General features: G+C 57.3%; 14 protein-coding genes. 4 read left to right on the top strand and 10 right to left on the bottom strand.

Translation table 11 applies throughout. The annotated features are described in order from the left end of the window. Positions 1 to 143: 143 nt before the first annotated feature. From AB7828_RS24285 to radC, 4 genes are all read left to right on the top strand, one after another. Positions 144 to 1,466, top strand: a complete 1,323-nt coding sequence (locus AB7828_RS24285; RefSeq protein WP_441231396.1) for a mechanosensitive ion channel family protein — start codon at positions 144 to 146, stop codon at positions 1,464 to 1,466. Positions 1,467 to 1,471: 5 nt separating this feature from the next. Beyond that, positions 1,472 to 2,185 carry a DNA/RNA nuclease SfsA gene (gene sfsA, locus AB7828_RS24280; RefSeq protein ID WP_441231395.1) on the top strand — a complete coding sequence of 238 codons (714 nt, stop codon included), beginning with the start codon at positions 1,472 to 1,474 and terminating at the stop codon, positions 2,183 to 2,185. 131 nt (positions 2,186 to 2,316) lie between these two features. Continuing rightward, complete coding sequence (gene map / locus AB7828_RS24275) at positions 2,317 to 3,144, top strand: type I methionyl aminopeptidase (RefSeq protein ID WP_120288215.1); 828 nt, start codon at positions 2,317 to 2,319, stop codon at positions 3,142 to 3,144. Between the two features lie 97 nt (positions 3,145 to 3,241). Next, on the top strand, positions 3,242 to 3,961 hold the full coding sequence (gene radC, locus AB7828_RS24270; protein WP_441231394.1) for a RadC family protein: 720 nt from the start codon (positions 3,242 to 3,244) through the stop codon (positions 3,959 to 3,961). A gap of 736 nt (positions 3,962 to 4,697) precedes the next feature. On the opposite strand, the gene AB7828_RS24265 is transcribed toward radC, so the two are convergent. The 10 genes from AB7828_RS24265 to AB7828_RS24220 form a co-directional block, all read right to left on the bottom strand. Continuing rightward, positions 4,698 to 5,021, bottom strand: a complete 324-nt coding sequence (locus tag AB7828_RS24265; protein ID WP_315841130.1) for a hypothetical protein — start codon at positions 5,019 to 5,021, stop codon at positions 4,698 to 4,700. A gap of 198 nt (positions 5,022 to 5,219) precedes the next feature. Beyond that, positions 5,220 to 6,221, bottom strand: a complete 1,002-nt coding sequence (locus tag AB7828_RS24260; RefSeq protein WP_158550426.1) for a polysaccharide biosynthesis/export family protein — start codon at positions 6,219 to 6,221, stop codon at positions 5,220 to 5,222. Positions 6,222 to 6,802: 581 nt separating this feature from the next. Then, entirely contained in the window at positions 6,803 to 9,016 is a 2,214-nt protein-coding gene (locus tag AB7828_RS24255) for an AAA family ATPase (RefSeq protein ID WP_441231393.1), read from the bottom strand. A gap of 163 nt (positions 9,017 to 9,179) precedes the next feature. Continuing rightward, on the bottom strand, positions 9,180 to 9,920 hold the full coding sequence (locus tag AB7828_RS24250; protein ID WP_441231392.1) for an SDR family oxidoreductase: 741 nt from the start codon (positions 9,918 to 9,920) through the stop codon (positions 9,180 to 9,182). Continuing rightward, positions 9,920 to 11,242 carry an FAD-binding protein gene (locus tag AB7828_RS24245; RefSeq protein WP_441231391.1) on the bottom strand — a complete coding sequence of 441 codons (1,323 nt, stop codon included), beginning with the start codon at positions 11,240 to 11,242 and terminating at the stop codon, positions 9,920 to 9,922. The genes AB7828_RS24250 and AB7828_RS24245 overlap by 1 nt, the downstream gene beginning before the upstream one ends. After that, positions 11,239 to 11,667: a GtrA family protein gene (locus tag AB7828_RS24240; RefSeq protein ID WP_441231390.1), complete on the bottom strand. Its 429-nt coding sequence runs from the start codon at positions 11,665 to 11,667 to the stop codon at positions 11,239 to 11,241. Before AB7828_RS24240 ends, AB7828_RS24245 begins: the two co-directional genes overlap by 4 nt. Beyond that, the gene (locus tag AB7828_RS24235; RefSeq protein WP_441231389.1) at positions 11,664 to 13,103 is read right to left on the bottom strand and encodes a UbiA family prenyltransferase; all 1,440 of its coding nucleotides are present in this window, start codon (positions 13,101 to 13,103) and stop codon (positions 11,664 to 11,666) included. Before AB7828_RS24235 ends, AB7828_RS24240 begins: the two co-directional genes overlap by 4 nt. A gap of 115 nt (positions 13,104 to 13,218) precedes the next feature. Beyond that, positions 13,219 to 14,409 carry an acyltransferase family protein gene (locus AB7828_RS24230; protein ID WP_441231388.1) on the bottom strand — a complete coding sequence of 397 codons (1,191 nt, stop codon included), beginning with the start codon at positions 14,407 to 14,409 and terminating at the stop codon, positions 13,219 to 13,221. A 253-nt stretch (positions 14,410 to 14,662) separates the two neighbouring features. Beyond that, positions 14,663 to 15,994, bottom strand: a complete 1,332-nt coding sequence (locus tag AB7828_RS24225) for a hypothetical protein (RefSeq protein ID WP_441231387.1) — start codon at positions 15,992 to 15,994, stop codon at positions 14,663 to 14,665. A 66-nt stretch (positions 15,995 to 16,060) separates the two neighbouring features. Beyond that, a complete protein-coding gene (locus AB7828_RS24220) occupies positions 16,061 to 17,182 on the bottom strand; it encodes an acyltransferase family protein (protein WP_441231386.1) in 1,122 nt (373 codons plus the stop codon). Between the last annotated feature and the right edge of the window lie 5 nt (positions 17,183 to 17,187).

The raw sequence follows: 17,187 nt of genomic DNA, 5'->3' as shown, positions 1-17,187 counted from the left end.
TTCTCGGGAATTGCTCAAGACCGAAGCTCCGCTCGATGGCGCCGACGTGGTGCTTGTGTGAATCTCTGCCCATCCGAATCAAATGCGCCGTCCAGCGATGATTCCACACCACACGATACATTCACGACAACGAGAGCTGCGCGATGCTTGACCTGACCGACACCCACGAATTCGTGCTGGCAACCGCACGATCGTTCGGCGCCGAGGTAACCTCGCCGTGGTTCTATTTGCAGCTCGGACTTATGATGGCCGGCGGCGGCATTGCCTTCGCCATCGGGGCCGCAATCCGCTCGCGAGTCGATATGACCTCGCTGGCGATGGGCTGGCCGGCGCCGCTGCGCATGTTCATGCGCATTCTCGTCGGCAGCGCGGCCACTGCGGCCTTTGCGATCCTGATGACCCTCGACCGCGTGATCATGCTGAGCGTGACATGGCCGAGCCGCAGCTATTTGCTGTCAATGGCCGCGAAGCTTGCACTCGCCTGGCTGGTGATCCGGCTTGTCACCAGCGTGATCCGTAACGAATTCCTGGTCCGGCTGGTGTCGATCTCGGCCTGGCTCGTGGCGGCGCTCAGCATTGTCGGCCAGTTGCAGCCGACCATCACCATGCTGGATGCGAACGGGATTGATCTCGGCGGCCTCCGGCTGACCCCGCTGCTCTTGATCAAGCTCGGCGTCTTGCTCGCGGTAGCGCTATGGCTCTCGAACATCGCCAGCAATTTTCTCGAAGGCCGCATCAGGCAGTCCCACGATCTGACCCCTTCGATCCAGGTCCTGCTGATCAAGCTGGTGCGCCTGCTCTTGATGGTGTTCGCCGTCGCTCTCGTCATGGGTGCGGTCGGCATCAATCTCTCGGCCCTTGCCGTGTTCTCCGGCGCGGTCGGTGTCGGTATCGGTTTCGGCCTGCAGAAAATCGTCGCCAATTTCATCAGCGGCGTGATCCTGCTGGCGGATAAATCGGTGAAGCCCGGCGACCTCGTCACCATCGGCGACAGCTCCGGCCGCATCAGTGCGATGAATACGCGCTACATCTCGGTCGCCGCGGGCGACGGCCGCGAGTTCCTGATCCCCAACGAGGACCTTATTACCCAGAAGGTGGTGAACTGGACCTATACGGACAAGGACACGCTGGTAAAGGTCAATTTCAGCGCCAATTACGATGCGGATCCGCGCATCGTCTGCAAGCTGGCTATTGACGTCGCAACGGCATCGCCACGGGCCAATACGGCCAAGACGCCGAACTGCATCCTCACTGAATTCGCCGAAGCCGGCATGAAATTCTCACTGACCTTCTGGATCGACTCGCCCGATGGCATGGATGCCGTGAAGAGCGAGGTCATGCTGGGACTGTGGGATGCCTTCAAGCGCGAGGGCATCCGGGTGCCCTATCCGGTCCGCGAGCTGAAGATCCGTGGCGGTGCACTACCGGTCGAAACCATTGTCGAAGTCGCATCCGGTCCGGAATAGTTCTGATGAAGCTACAGGCCGATCTGGTTCCGGCGACGCTGCTGCGGCGCTACAAGCGCTTCCTTGCCGATGTCGAGCTCGCCGATGGCAGCATTATCACCGCCCATGTCGCCAACCCCGGCGCGATGCTCGGCCTGCAGGCGGCCGGCGCGCGGGTCTGGCTGTCGAAGTCGCCGAGCAAGACCCGCAAGCTGCCTTTTTCGTGGGAGCTGATCGAAGCCGATTTCGGCAATGGCCCGGAACTGGTCGGCGTCAATACAATGCACCCCAATGCCATTGTCGCCGAGGCGCTGGCGGCGAACGCAATCCCCGAACTCGCCGGCTACGACACCATCCGCCGCGAGGTGAAATATGGTGCGGCATCGCGGGTGGATTTCGTGCTGGAACACCCGTCGCGGCCGCCCTGCTATGTCGAGGTCAAGAACGTCCACATGATGCGCCAGCTCGGACTGGCAGAGTTCCCGGATTCCGTCACCGCACGCGGCGCCCGTCATCTCGACGAACTGGCCGCCATGGTTGCCACAGGCGCCCGGGCCATGATGCTGTTCGTGGTCCAGATCGGCTCATCCACGGCTTTTGCGCTGGCGCGGGATATCGACCCGGCCTATGGCCGCGCCTTCGACAAAGCCTGCACCGCAGGCGTCGAAGCCATCGCCTATACCTGCCGGATCGACCACGGCAGCATCGTTTTGGCCGGCCGAGTGCCGATTCAGCCATGAATATGGCTGGCGTGGGGACCGAGCAATGAGGTCCTGGAGAGGCTGCTTTGGCTTGCGCTGACCGCCCCAGCCATTAAATTGGGGCCTCAAATCACGCATTCCCGTCGCATCCTGCCTGGCAAGATCACCTGATGAGCTACGTCGAAGCCTCCGAAACCTCCCAGCGCAAAACCGGTCAGATCAAGCTGCATGGTCCCGCCGCTTTTGCCGGCATGCGCAAGGCCGGCGCGCTGGTGTCGCAGTGTCTCGACGAGCTGACCGATCTGGTGAAGCCGGGCGTGCTGACCTCGGCGATCGACGACTTCGTCCGCGAATTCGCCTTCAGCCATGGCGCCTTTCCGGCCACGCTGATGTATCGCGGTTATCGCTATTCGACCTGCACGTCGATCAATCACGTGGTCTGCCACGGCATGCCCGGCGACCGCGCGCTGAAAGAAGGCGACATTGTCAATGTCGACGTCACCTTCATCGTCGAGGGCTGGTATGGCGATTCCAGCCGCATGTATGGCGTCGGCGAACTCGCCCGCAAGGCTGAGCGTCTGGTCGAGGTCACCTATGAATCGCTGATGCGCGGCATCGCCGTGGTCAAGCCCGGCAATACCACCGGCGACATCGGCCATGCGATCCAGAGCTTCGTCGAACCGCAGCAGATGAGCGTGGTGCGCGATTTTTGCGGCCATGGCCTCGGCCGCATGTTCCACGACGAGCCGAACATCATCCATGTCGGCCGCCCTGGCGAAGGCGTGACCTTGCGCCCCGGCATGTTCTTCACCATCGAGCCGATGATCAATCTCGGCAAACCGCATGTGAAGGTTCTGTCCGACGGCTGGACCGCCGTGACCCGCGACCGGTCGCTGTCGGCGCAGTTCGAGCACACCGTTGGCGTGACCGCCACCGGCGTTGAGATTTTCACGCTGTCCAAGCGGCATAACGAACAGCCGCCGACGCCCGCCGCCTAAACTTCAAATCGCCGCAGCGCTACAGACACTTTCTGGTTGCAAATGTAGCCGGGCACGGCATGCTCGCGAATAGTGTCCATGCGAGCGTTTGCGCCACATGCCCGTCAGCCCCATCGATCCGACTGTGCCGCCGGGTCTTGCCGAAGCGCCACATTATCATGGCCATCGGGAGCGACTGAGGGAACGCTTTCGGAGCGTCGGCGCCGATGCGCTGAGCGACTACGAGCTGCTGGAAATGGTGCTGTTCCGTGCGCTGCCGCGCCGGGATGTGAAGCCACTGGCGAAATCGCTGATCACGAAATTCGGCTCCTTCGCTGAGACGGTGCATGCCCCGGACACGCGGCTGCGCGAGGTCGACGGCCTCGGTGAAGCCGCCATCACCGAGATCAAGCTGATCGCCGCTGCCACCAGCCGCGTCGCCAAGGGGCAATTGAAACAGCGCACCGCATTGTCGTCATGGGCCACGGTGATCGACTATTGCCGCACGGCCATGGCCTTCGCCGACAAGGAGCAGTTCCGTATTCTGTTCCTGGACAAGCGCAACCAGTTGATCTCGGACGAGGTCCAGCAGGTCGGCACCGTCGATCACACACCGGTCTATCCGCGGGAGGTCGTGAAGCGCGCGCTCGAACTATCCGCGACAGCGATCATCATGGTGCACAACCATCCATCCGGCGATCCGACGCCATCACAGGCCGATGTTCAGATGACCAAGGCCGTGATCGATGTTGCCGCACCGCTCGGCATCGCGGTGCATGATCACATCATCGTCGGCAAACACGGCCATTCGAGTTTGAAGGGGCTGAAGCTGATCTGAGCAGGTTAATCTCAAGACGTGCAGCGCCGCAGATGCTGCCCGTTCACCCAACGCTTTCCGCGGTAAGCGGGTCGTGGAGCGGCGAGCCAAGCCACCTTATAAACCTCGAATGTGCCGCTGTTGATCTACCACAGAGACGGCGAATATGTTCATCGCTCATCGCCGGTGAACGGAACAGGCGACTGAGTAACGGGCGTCATTGTCGAGTATTGGATACGAAGGCACTGCAGGCCGATTCGCGGTGACAATTTTAGGCGACGAGAATTGATAGTGAATTGGAACCCACGATTTGGCGGATCGTTGATTTCCGACAGAGATTCGGCGTGCGTTCTCGGGCTCATCACGGTCCATCTGTTGCGAACTCGATCGCGCCTCGGCTCGGCCGTTCCCTCCTGGGAGTCGTTCCAAAATTGTCATTCTGTGATTCGATGCTGAGAGGCATGGATCGAAGGAGGAGGATGGCGGAGCGGGATAAACTGAGCCTTGCGGAAGCACTGGTGTCGCTGCTGGCGCGATTGAAGTTCGAGGGTGCAGGCCGGCGGCCCATGATCCACTGGTGATGCTGAAGGCGTTGCTATTGCGGCAATGGTACCCGCTGTCGGATGCGGAGGCGGAGAATTGCTTCGGATGCGACGCTGGAGTAAGCGGATCGTTGCACCGGCTCCGCTCCAGATTAACCGGCTTGTTCGATAACTTCCTAGCGCCTCGACGGTATGCCTGCGGTTGTCTCCAACAGCTAATGCGTCTTGCTAGCGGGCTTCTTCTCCCACCGCTTTGCTTCCTTGATTGCGACATCTTGCGATAAAGGAATTTCGGAAGAACGGCGCTTATTGCTCCGCAAGAAGACGAACACGGAAGCCAACAGAAACGCGGCTTGCCCGGTGAACATGCAAAGAAGCGTCTTCCAGACAATCTGGCCTTCGACATTAGCTGAGAGTACAATTGCTGAGAAAAGCATCGAGCCAAGTAGCGCAAAAATTGCGATGCCGCTCCGTCCAAGCAGACCGAGCGCAAAGCCAGCCAGCCCGTTGATTATAATCAGCATCATGATGACGCTCATGTCAGCTCTCGCTGCCTAAGCAGAACGTTAATGCGTCCCAAGCTAAATTTTGTGAGGCAACTATCGAACTAACGAAACTACACCCAGAGTCCAGAATATTCGATTCCGCGGCGCAAAATCTTGTTAGCATTCGCGGTAGGCGCCCATGTTTTGGACACATGGGGCGAGCGTGCATCTGATGCGCGTGATTTCAAAGAATCAGAAGCGAGCTTCCGCAGCCACCCTGTAGTCGGATACGGTCTGCGGGACCGATCGGATAAGAGTGATAAACTTCAGGAAATCAACAGAGGGCGCGTTCGAAACGTAGATCATATCCCGATCACGCATGATGAAATCCGAGATGAGAAAGTAACCTGATGGATCTTCGAGGTCTGCCCGATACACTGTCGGGACAAGCGGGCCGGGATGCAGGCTCACGTCTACGCCCATGCGCTCAAGTGCTTGGCGCGACTCAAATCGATAGAGAAATACGGCTGCCGCCTGCGCGCGGTCATCTTGAAGACCGCCGGCCTTGGCGAGAGCGTCTCCGAGAGACATACGGTACGAGTCGAACGGGAAGCGACGATCCAGGGGCCCAAGAGTTGTTGTCTGACCAGTCGCGCCGAAAGCCAAGAAGTAGCGCGGACGACGCGTAACCGTCACGACATCGCCGGGACGAAGCTGAATATTGTTGTCCGGCCGTTCATTTACAGCAACGAGCAGCGCGCTGTCGATTTTCCCTTCTCTCTGGATCGAAATGAGACTTTCAAACGCCGGTGCCTTTGTGCCGCCCGCCCGGGCAAGCGCTGGCAGCAACTGGATGCCGCCAGGTTCGATCGGAATACGAGCAGGCGTATTCACCTCGCCAAGAACGCTGATGCTGTTGGAGATTCGATCCGCGACCGAAACAAGGACCTGAGGATCAATCGCACGGCCGCTTAGCTTACTCTTGATCTCAAGCTGCACATCCTGCGGTGACCGGCCCGCAGCCTTGATGGCGCCAGCATAAGGCACGGTGATGTTGCCGGCCAGGTCGACCTGCTGACGTGGCAGCTCCACAGCGTTGCCAGGCGCGGCATTGCCTTCGGTCGACGTGAACAAACCGCCGCGCTGGGCCTCATAAATTGTGATGCTGACGACATCGCCGATTCCAAGCGCAACACTCGTCTTCGCGCGTCCCCGCATGTTGCTAAAGAGCCGCCCGCCATCTTCGGAATTCAAATGCGTAACCACCTCGGGGCGGAGGTTAACTACAACATAGCCGACGGTCGAATTGGGGTTACCAACCGTGTCGACCGACTCCTTGAAGACCCTAGCTGACGGAGGACCACTGGACGGAAGCACTCCGCCCGCACAGCCTCCCAACAGCAACGAGACAAATGCCAGCCCTGCCAACACAGGCCGAGGCCGCGCGCAGTTGGAGAAAAGCGTAATCCGTAAACCGCCCTCGGAATTGGTTGGCGTAGACGTATTCATCAAAGGGGCAGCCTTATTGGCAAGAACGCAAACGCATTTCTGAACAATAGCCTGCAGATGCCGTACCAAGGCAGGTCAGACTCGTCCAACCCCTTTGAACTACCAGTGCTTTTTTATTGGGAATGGAGGATTTCAGGCAACATCGATTAATCGATGATGACCAAAGACGGTTAACGAATGCTTATGGCCGGAAACCAAAAATAACATACTGATATCATTGGGAGTCTTGAGAGCAGAGGTGAGAGACTCCAATGAGCCAGAGAGCACCGCGGATTCCTGCCAATCGAATAAGCACAGCTCACCCGACGAGCTCTCAAATGATACTTTCAGGATGCCGCTTTATTAAGCACAACGCCCAGCATTTTCTCATAGACCATTGGTGCCGTAGACAGGGCACCAATGACTTCGTCGTAGGAGGTCTTTCTCCACTCCACAACGAAGACGAATTTTTCGATCAGAGGGCTGATGGCCCTGGCATCCACCGCTTTGGTTAGCGGCGGCAAATCGATGATAATGTAATCGAAGTTCTCCTTGGCCTTCTTCAGCAACAAATCCATCCCGACCGACGAGAGTTTCTCCGCCGTGTGGATCGGTCTTTCCTGCGTTATCGCTGGCAGGAACTTCAATCCCGTCTCACCATCTTGCCAGAAAAATTCATTGGTATCTTCAGGACGTCCGATCGCATCGAGTAGTCCGGTTGCCGCCGTTGGAGCCAGCGCACGCGTCAGGCCGGCATCCCTCAGACCGCCGTCTATTAGCAACACATGATTGCCGGCATGCGCCACCAGATGAGCGAGATTGGCAGCAATTGTAGTTGCACCCTCTTCAGGCATCGCTGAAACAATACCAATGACCTTCGACTTCCCGATCAATCCGGCGTGATCAGCAGCGACCCTGATCGTGCGAAGAGTTTCAGCAAAGCGCGAGAATGGATCATTAATGACGTAGCGCGCAATTGACTCGCCTGGGTCGAGGTCGCGGGCCGGAGCATCAGTCTTAGGCTCTCCCAAACCTAGTATCTTCGGTCCCGACCTGCGCAATTTCCTCCCCGCTACGAACGGCAAAGCTCCGAAACAAGAAACGCGCAGCGTCGACTCGACACTCTCAGTCGAGCGGAACGTCCGATCGAGTGCCTCGCGTCCAAACGCAGCAGCTGCGCCGGCCATCAAGCCAAGCGCGCTTGCGATACCAAGAATGATGCCGCCCTTTGGATTGCTCTTTTTTTCTGGCGGCGTCGCAATCGTGATAACGCGCGCTTCCGTGGAAGGAACCGAAGTTTGCTGATTCGACTGCACATACTTTTGAAGAAACGAGTCAAAAATCGCGCGATAGCTCAGCGCTGTGCTTTCAAGCTGGCGTAGGGTCACCTGCGCCTTGCGCGTCAGCGCTTCGCCTTTGATCAAGGTATTTACATTTGCAGTGATCGCTTGCTGACGTAGCAGGGCAATTTGGTAGTCGCTTTTGTTCGCCTCGGCAACGCGGCTTACTTCGTCGGCCATCGACCGCTCGAGGCCAATCATCACGTTTCGCAGGTTGACGGCGGCTCCGTGTTCGCGTCCGTACTTTCTCGACAATTGTGCTTCTTGCTGCTGCATATCGAGATATTGTTGGCGCATTCGGTTGATAACTTCACTTTTCAACGTATCTGCGACCGCGGCGTTGGTAACACCTTCGGTCATGACCACGTTCACGCGATCCAGTCGTGCTTTGGCTTCCGCGACCTGCCCTTGGACGAGCACCAGTTGCGTGTTCAGTTCGCCAAGTTGCTGTTCACTAATGAGGCCCTGCTTGGTGTCGACGATATTGTTCTGCGATTTGAAATCCTGCACGGCGCTTTCAGCAACGAATGACTCCTGCCGAAGCTCTGCAATTCGTTCACGCAGCCAGTCGGCCGCTCTCTTCGCTTCGCTATACTTTGCTTCCAGTTGACCTGCGATATATGCATCTGAAAACGCATTGGCGATGATGGCAGCCTTCTTCGGATCACGGGCGCGAAAGCTGATCTCGATGACGTAGGTCAATCCAACCCGAGTGACTGTCAGATTCTCAAGCAGATTATCGACTGCAGCACGCGAAACCCGGCTTTCGCTGGGATCGGACGATTCGGTGAAGAGGCCGACAACAAACCGGATAGCAGTCGCGACTGGAGACCCGCCCGGCGAAGTAAAGTCAGGATCGTTGGCAAGATCCAATTTCTTGGCGACAGCAATGGCAACGCCTTCCGATCGCACCACCTCGACTTGGCTCTCGACGGTCATGGCATCCAAAACCCCGTCGGGCGCGCTAGCTTGCTGCGACGACAGGAACTTTGACCTCGTCGCATCCAGCATCATGCGGGCCTTCGACGTGTATAGCTTGGGAGACGTCATATAAACGGTCGCACCAATGCCCCAGGCGATGACGAGGCAGCCTATCACCAACCAGCGGTTTCGGCGGAATATTGCCAGGAATCCGGACAGGCTAAGACTTCGATCGCCAAAAGGCGGCGCCTGATTGATCTCTTGGTCAACACGAAACGAATTTCGATGCAATTCGAGCACGGCATGCTCCCTTACTCTGACACTACTTCACAATACTGCGCGTCGTAGAAAGCATAGAAAGGTAGTTGGACTCGAAATCTTCTGAGCCGAACCAAATACTAAGCAAGGACGGTGCCAGATATCGGCCACGATCTCACTCAGACATCTCCACCCTCGATCCTTCTTAGATATCCATGGATTTAAACATACGTTCCGGGATCGCTCGGATAATGAACATGATCCCTCGCCAGACACCCAGCACATAGAGTACGTCCTTCTTCTTGCGGTGTGCACTGATGATGGAACTGGCAACCTGCTGCGGACTCGCCGTCAGAAGCGGTGGAAGTGCCATTCCCTCGGTCATTCGGGTGGCGACAAATCCAGGTTTGACCGTAAGCACGTGAAGTCCGCTCGATCCGAAGCGATTACGCAGACCGGATAAAAACGCAGTGAAACCTGCCTTGGCGGAACCATATGTATAATTCTTCTTGCGTCCCCGGTCTCCCGCGACCGAGCTAATTCCAATGATGCACGCGCCTGGCCGCTCCGCCATGAGATTGGCCAAGGCCCCGAGCAATAGGGACGGAGCAACATAATTTACTTGCATGATGTGGTTAGCAGCAGCGGCACTGCTCCATGCGGCCACTTCGTCGCCGAGAACACCGGCAACGGAAATGACGGTACCGGGAACCTCCGTTAGTTTTCCAAGCAGTGCTTCGCGCTGCCCCTCGTCAAGAATATCAAGCTCCATTAGCTGCGCGTCCGCCTTATATCGATAGAACAGATCCTTCACGTCGGGCTCCAGCCTGCTGACATTTCGCGCGGCGAGAATGAGTGAAGCGCCAGCCTTGGCATACTCCGCCGCAATCGCGCGTCCGATATCGGACGCGGCACCCACGATCAAAACAGGCGAAGCGATCATCATTAGATGCCCAGTCGGTCAGAGAGTAAGGAACGCATTTTGCGATCTGGATCGAACCGTTGCCGTACAGCGGCAAATTCAGCGATCCGCGGATATCCACGCTCCAGCATGCGGGCTCCCATCCTGGCATCCTTCGCCAGATAGATCCGCCCCCCGTGATCATCGACGATGCGATCAAGTTCGAGGAGCATGCTGAAAGTTCTTGCTCTAATGGGATAATCGAGAGTCAGCGTGTAGCCCTCCCGTGGAAACGAGAGTGGACTATTCCGCTGTCTCCCACAGAGCTTCAATACGGAGAGAAATGACCCCAGTCCGTAGTCAGAGGCAGTCTGAAGGATCGCGCTTATTCCTGCGAAACTGCTCTCGCGCGGAAATGCAACCTGATACTGAACGAAGCCCGCGCGCCCGTAGATCCGGTTCCATTCCGCGATACTATCGAGAGGGTAGAAGTAAGGCTGGAAATTGATCAACGAGCGCCCGAATTTGCGCGATCCGACATAGAGTGCATTGAAGGCCGATACGCTAAATCTGTTCAGAGTCATTCCGGGAAGGTCGAATGGCACTTTTCGCCCGTTCGGAAGCTTGGCGGAAAATGGCACAGATGCCCGATCCTTCGGCAATTCCGCTGCCGCCAGATGCTCTCCCGTGAATACAACCGAGCGGCCGAGCTTGTCGCCCTTTGCCAGGCTATCGATCCATGCGACCGAATACGTTGCAGAAAGCGATTTCTCCAGCACGTCAAAAGCTTCTCTCAGGTTGTTTGCACGGATCGTTTCCTGAACGATCAGGTCCGTCTCGATGCGCAGCATGCGGAAGGTCGCGCGCAGGATGACGCCGGTCAGTCCCATGCCGCCGATCGTGGCATTGAACAGGTCGACATTCTCATCACCCGCACAGCGCAACGTTCGTCCATCGCTGACCGCGAGTTCAAGGGACTCAACATATTCGCCAAAACTTCCCGCACCATGATGATTCTTTCCATGGACGTCCGAGGCGATCATGCCTCCCACGGTCACGTATTGCGTGCCCGGCGTAACGGGCGGAAACCAGCCCTGCGGTACGAAGACGTTCAGGATGTCGGCGAGAAGCACTCCCGCCTCGCATGTCAGACGCCCCGTCTCGTTGTCGAAAAAAAGAATGCGGTCGCTGCCCTCCATCAGCAGCGTCATCTGCGAATTCAGTGCTGCGTCGCCATAAGCGCGGCCCGCTCCGCGGGCGATCAGGCTTGTTGTTGAAGCCATCAACTTGATAACATCGGCTTCGCCGCGCGCCTTCCGGGCTGTGCATGGCAGCACAGGATATCGTCCCCATCCTGAAAGCATCATACCGTCGCCTCAAAGACAAATCGCCGATCGAGGTGGTACTTGAAGACATAGCCGATAGTGAGCCCGATCACGCCGCCGACCATCAATCCCGTTGTCGTCGGCACGATGAAGAACGCTACGGATTCGAATATCCAGAAGATGGCCGTCGTCACCAGTCCCATCGCCGTATACTTTGAGAACTTGCGCGCATGAGAGTTAAGGTCGCGACTCCGGTCCTCGAAGATATAGCGCTTGTCCAGCACGTACTTAATCAGAAGTCCCGCCAGTGTACCGCCGGTGAGCACGACAAGCAGTCGAAACTGGTCTGCAACTCCCTGCTTTATTAGCAGCCAGCTCAACGCGTTCTGCGTCCCGAGGTTAGTCGCCATTGCTATCACGCAAAAGACGACATAAGTCGCGATCAGGCTATGAGTTGATGACTTCATAGGCTGATATACACGACACCGAGGCATACCGCTCCGACGCCCAGACTGACCCGGTCCCGCGCAGCGAACACGATGGGATCATCGTCCATCTGTCCGCGATGAGCCTTGAGCAACATCCGACTCGTCCAGAACAGCAACGCCACACAGATCAGCAGTAGGCGATGCGGCTTGTTATAGAGATTTACGACAGCCTCGCTATTCAGGTAGAGCGCCATCACCAGCGCCGACAAATAGCCGCTGGCAGCGGCCATGGACTCGATCACCGGCAAATCGTCGAGCCGATACCCTCGTCCGCTCGGATCACCACGTCCGCTGTTTACTCGATCAACAAGTTCTCCGGAACGCTTCACCAGCGCGAGGCTGAGGAACAGGAAGATGGAGAACGCTTCCAGCCACTGAGAAATTAGTACGCCCGTCGCTACCGATCCGCCGATCACCCTCGCTGCATACAGGCAAGCGAGTGCGATGACGTCCACCAGAACTTTGCGCTTAAGCCAAAAGGAATATAGTGTTGTCAAAACCAGGTAGCCGGCCAAGACGATCGCAAAGACCTTCGGCAGGAACAATGTGAGGGAAAACGCCGCGAGCAACAGGCTAGGCGCCATCACCGCTCCATGGATGATGGGAACGCGCCCTGATGCGAACGGACGATGGCGCTTGCGCGGGTGCTGCCGGTCGGCTCGCAGATCGAGCAGATCGTTGAGAATATAGACAGCGGACGCGCACAGGCAAAAACTGATGAAGGCGAGGATCGACCCGAACCAGGTCGTCATCAGGACGTGTCCAGCGATAGCGGGAACAAACACGAGCGCGTTCTTCAGCCATTGATGCGGGCGCAGCGCCGAGATGTAATCGCGAAGGCCCGGCTGAGACCCAACAATCTCCACCACGCCGGGCTGGCCGCCTGAAATCCCGGAGCGCCAGGCGCCACGACCACCCGCGACGATTGCAACGTTACAGGTGCTCCAGACCTTAAGGTCCGCCCGGCTGTCGCCAACATAGTCAAACTGCGCCCTGCCAAATCGCTCGCACAAGGCATCCGCCTTGGCCGCACCAGACAGGTTGATCTTGCCGTCGGATCCAAGCACACCGTCGAACAGGCCAAGGTGATCGGACAGTGCGGATACGAGCTGCGCATCTGCCGCAGACGCGAGATAGATCTTCCGCCCTCGAACCTTCTCGCCGTGAAGGAAGGTGATGACCTCTTCCCGCACGGGCATCAGCGAGATATCGATCTCGGCTTCGCTCGCCAGCCGTGCCTTGAAGGCAGCCTTACCCTCCCGCAACTCCGCCAGTGCCAGCAGCGCTCTCCATGGCTTGCGCGAAAGCAACGCAAGAAATGTCTCAACGAGCAAATCTGTCTTCAGGAGCGTTCCGTCGACATCGACAATAAGCGGAACTGACATACCGGATAACGACGCTTCTGCTAAGCCCATACGCCTTACTCCAGCTCGCCTCACAGTATTACAGGTCGTCTCACATCAACTCGTCTGCATCTCCGCCTTGCGTTGCGCCAGCCCATCGAGGCCCCACCTGTCGCCGCCTCGGACTTCAGAGCGCATCCCGCAGGCCACACGGAATCGGCTTCTTCGCACTACCCGCAGGTGCGACCGGAAACATGTTTGCGGCCACATTGTTGAAGAAATCCCGCGCCGGGACCTCAATTAGATTGTACGTATGACGCGACACGAAGATCACGATGACGAGATAGCCAATCGCAACGAGATCCAGAAACCAGGGACCACCGACCGTGAGAACATCGAACGGGGCTCCGTCATGAACGAATTGCGCACGCAGCGGCATATGCAGTTTTTGCTCCAGCGCCCGTGTCAGCGCATTGAAAATGGTCAGAACAACAAAATGAACCAAATAAATCGAGTACGAAATCTCTCCCATGCTCTGAAGCGGCCGCCACATGAGCCCGTTCGATACGATCCCGCCCCCGCCCGCGAAGACAAACACAACCGCTCCAAAAAGGATTGGGCTCACGAGCGCCAGCTGGCTGCGGGATGACACCGAAAGCAGAACGACCATCACGATAACGATTGGGATCTCGAACCACGACGCTACACGTACCCCCAACGGCGGCGTCATGCGGAAGAGCCGGTAAACGAAAACGCCAACGAAGAATTCACACATACATCGCGGAACAGCAGTATAGAGCGGCGGCGGCCCGGTACGTTGACCGATCAACATGTAGAAGACGACGGCAGCCAGCGCAGCCGCTACCCCCGCAATCACCACCGATGGCCGTCCGAACACCACGCAAATACTTGCGAATGCTGCATAGACGTAGAATTCAGTGCTGATACTCCAACTCGGCAGGTTCCAGGTGAAGTCCGGGAAGAAACCAAGACCATGCAGCAAGAATACATTATAGATGAGCGCCTCCATGCTCGTTCGCCCGGCAAATGCAGGCGCGCCCGCACCGAGGCCAGCAAACTTCATCGTCGCGTACTTCAGGACCTCGCTTGCGAGCAGAACAAGCGTAGTGACAATGTGCAGCGGCCACAGCCGGCCGAAGCGACGAATAGCGAAGCGAAAAAACTCATCCTTGTTCGAAAGGCGGCTGCCATAAGCGTGAGTAAGAACAAAACCGCTCAGGACAAAGAAGAAATCGACGAATACATCCGCTTTTCGGACAAAGGGAATATCAAAAAAATGACCGAGAACACTGAGATGGAAAACTGCAACCCCGATGGCTGCTATACCACGCCAGCCATCTAAAGCTGCGAAACGCAATGGATCCTCCTAAAGGAAAATTCCACTTCGGGTAGGCTATCGAACGCGTACAATTTTCGGCAAGTACATATTATATGCAGGAAACGCCTTCATTTACGACATCTACAGAAACTACACTTCCGAGTTTGTTCGGATGGAACCGAGACTTACTTTTCCTGTAAAATTAGCCTTCCGCAGCTTTTTCTTCGGAAGCGCGCGATGTCCTATAGCGCACCATTCGCACTGCGGACCGCGCCCGCGTCGCGCGTGGTGCCTATGTTCGCGGCGATTTGAGGCGAGCCAATCCACCGAACGATGCCAATACCAGCACAATAACGAACTGGCGCTCCACCGCCTGGGTGACAATCATGGGAGCGAGCAACGCGACGCATGCGATTGCAAATGAGAATGATGAAACTCGAATTCGTTCACTTCGTGCCACATAGATCAAACCGATGAGTGCCATTAGCTCGAGGCCGTAGAATGCCATCAGGTCGAGTTTTGGGCCGACATTACAGCCATAACGCTGGCCCGGGACACAGCCCTCTTCGCCAATCAGGCCTGTGGCGCGCTGCATCGCCCGGATCGCTACGCCCGCCGGATCGGCGCGGACCTCCTCCATGGCCATTTCCTTGAATATGCGGCGCTTGTTTTCGTCATGGAGCCACTGCTCGTATCTTCCCTGGGGCAACAACATGGGGCGCGGGTATGTCACCTTGTCACCCGCTTTATACCGCCGCTCCATTTCCGCGAAGAGCAGTTCATCCGCCTGCGGTCGCTCATGATTCCGAAGGAACACATTATTGTTCCGTGCAAGATTTTCCTCGGCCGTGGTCGCGAATAGCACCACGCCGTTATGTATCATCGCCTGCGCAGCAACGTAGGGCCCGGCGATCAGGGCAAATGCCACCACAAAATGAAACCGATACCGGATCCTGAGCAGAGCGAGTATCACAAGATAAATGGCCAGCACCGCAACGAAAGCGTGTGTCAGACAAGCCATCGCGAACAATGCCCCGCAAAGCACATACCGGCTAGGCTGTCCCTGCGTACCAACGGAGAACAGGCGATACTTCACGATCAGAAATATCGCGGCGCCGAGCAACAGGAGCACCAGGCTTTCAGGACGAATTTGAAAGTAATAATGTGTTCCGATAACGAACAGGGCGACAACGACGATGCCGATATAGCGGCCCCATGGCCGCGCTATCGCGGCGATCAAAAACCCAAAGCCACCATAGGTCAGCAATACACTAGTTCCCCGAAGAAACCCCACGCCGCAATTCGTTAGTGCCTGAATACTGCCCATCAGCATCGGATAGAGCGGCGGCCAGATTCCCCCCGCATAGAATGTGCCGATGGTCTCGAGATTTGCATTTCCGCGGACAATGCTGGCAAACATCATTGACCGCTTGAAGTGGTCATGCTCGTCCGAGAATGTTTCGACAACGCCGAAAATGCCGTTACGGCCCAGCATCGCAAGCGTCAGGACAAAGGCAATGCCAAGCAGGACGAATGAGCCTCCCGGCTTGATATAAAAAGCTGCAGCGCGAGCCATCTCTTTGACGGCGCTTGCGTCATTCGAAGAACTCGTCTCGGCCTGCATAATTGCCTCACTCTGCCCCGTTTACTTTCAACTCGCCCGTTCGCCGGCTCGGCCAGGCCAGGGTTCTCACTGCTGCAGGCGCGGATTCCACAAGCGACCGAAGGAGCCCACGCCGGCCGGAAACAGGAGCCTGTGCACTGGCGGCACGCTGCGAATGACAACAGCAACACCCACGGCGATCACAATCGTCAAAGCGAGCGTCGCAGCGCCTGTCGCCCAAGGCCCCCAATTGGTGACCAGCACCGCCGGCGATATCGCGCGGATCCCGATATAGATCGGCTGGTGAAGGACAAAGAGATCGAAGGACATCCTGCCAAGCCCGCCGAACAACCTTTGCACCGGCAATAACCGGCTAACGGCCATGAGAGTGACAAAGGCCCATATCTGGATGAGGTCGAGCGCAATCAATTTCAACGGCGTTGCGACTGAGGGCACAAAGATCATTCCGACATTGAGCGGATGACCACGATTGATCAGCCCCGTCGCGAGCATGAGCGTCAATGCAATCGCGCCAAGGCCGATGAGCATCCACACTGGTATTCGGCGTCGCCCAAGGTCGAGGAGCGCAATTACCATTCCCGGAAACAGCAGCAACGCCGCAATCGGCCACCCGAATGGCGTGACGTATTTCAGACTCTCCGGCAACAGACCTACCAGACTGTGGGCGAAAGCCGCGACGGCCAGAACAGGCCATAATTGCGCGCCTGCGAGCGGTGCCACGAGCATCATCGCGAAACGGATACCGATCAGCGCTGGCAAAAACCAGAGCAGCTGAAGGCCTGTCGCGTGATCGAAGCCACGCGCGCTCATGGCAAGCACGGCTTCAGCGACCAGCATGGGTACTTCAGTCAATGAGCGACCGGAGAATTTTACAAAGATAAGTGAGTAGACGAGTGTGAACACCACACATGGCCAGCCGTAGCGGATGATCAGGTCGAGTGGTTTTGCCCGCCCCCACGTCTGCCACGGCCTCAGGAACGGCAAGTACAAGAACATCGCGACGTGAAACAAATACAGAAAAGCCCGGAACTCCGGGCTCGCATATTCCAGGCTTTTGTTATGTCCGAAGATGATAAGGAAGATGCAGATACCTTTGAACGCATCAGCCGACGCCGATTCTAACCTTCCAGCATGCGGCTTCTGCTCATCAATGACTTCCGGCGTCGGATGAGTTGCGGAATAGGTCATAGGTC

Origin of the sequence: Tardiphaga sp. 215_C5_N2_1 (assembly GCF_052076055.1) — a bacterium.
GTDB classification, from domain to species: Bacteria; Pseudomonadota; Alphaproteobacteria; order Rhizobiales; family Xanthobacteraceae; genus Tardiphaga; species Tardiphaga robiniae.
Note: the sequence above shows the minus strand (reverse complement) of the source record. Positions and strands in the feature narration are given on the sequence as shown.

Coding starts and splice junctions, on each gene's coding strand:
- sfsA (WP_441231395.1), top strand. CDS start 1,472: ATGAAGCTACAGGCCGATCTGGTTCCGGCGACGCTGCTGCGGCGCTAC.
- AB7828_RS24285 (WP_441231396.1), top strand. CDS start 144: ATGCTTGACCTGACCGACACCCACGAATTCGTGCTGGCAACCGCACGA.
- map (WP_120288215.1), top strand. CDS start 2,317: ATGAGCTACGTCGAAGCCTCCGAAACCTCCCAGCGCAAAACCGGTCAG.
- AB7828_RS24250 (WP_441231392.1), bottom strand. CDS start 9,920: ATGATGATCGCTTCGCCTGTTTTGATCGTGGGTGCCGCGTCCGATATC.
- radC (WP_441231394.1), top strand. CDS start 3,242: ATGCCCGTCAGCCCCATCGATCCGACTGTGCCGCCGGGTCTTGCCGAA.
- AB7828_RS24240 (WP_441231390.1), bottom strand. CDS start 11,667: ATGAAGTCATCAACTCATAGCCTGATCGCGACTTATGTCGTCTTTTGC.
- AB7828_RS24235 (WP_441231389.1), bottom strand. CDS start 13,103: ATGGGCTTAGCAGAAGCGTCGTTATCCGGTATGTCAGTTCCGCTTATT.
- AB7828_RS24265 (WP_315841130.1), bottom strand. CDS start 5,021: ATGAGCGTCATCATGATGCTGATTATAATCAACGGGCTGGCTGGCTTT.
- AB7828_RS24225 (WP_441231387.1), bottom strand. CDS start 15,994: ATGCAGGCCGAGACGAGTTCTTCGAATGACGCAAGCGCCGTCAAAGAG.
- AB7828_RS24220 (WP_441231386.1), bottom strand. CDS start 17,182: ATGACCTATTCCGCAACTCATCCGACGCCGGAAGTCATTGATGAGCAG.
- AB7828_RS24245 (WP_441231391.1), bottom strand. CDS start 11,242: ATGATGCTTTCAGGATGGGGACGATATCCTGTGCTGCCATGCACAGCC.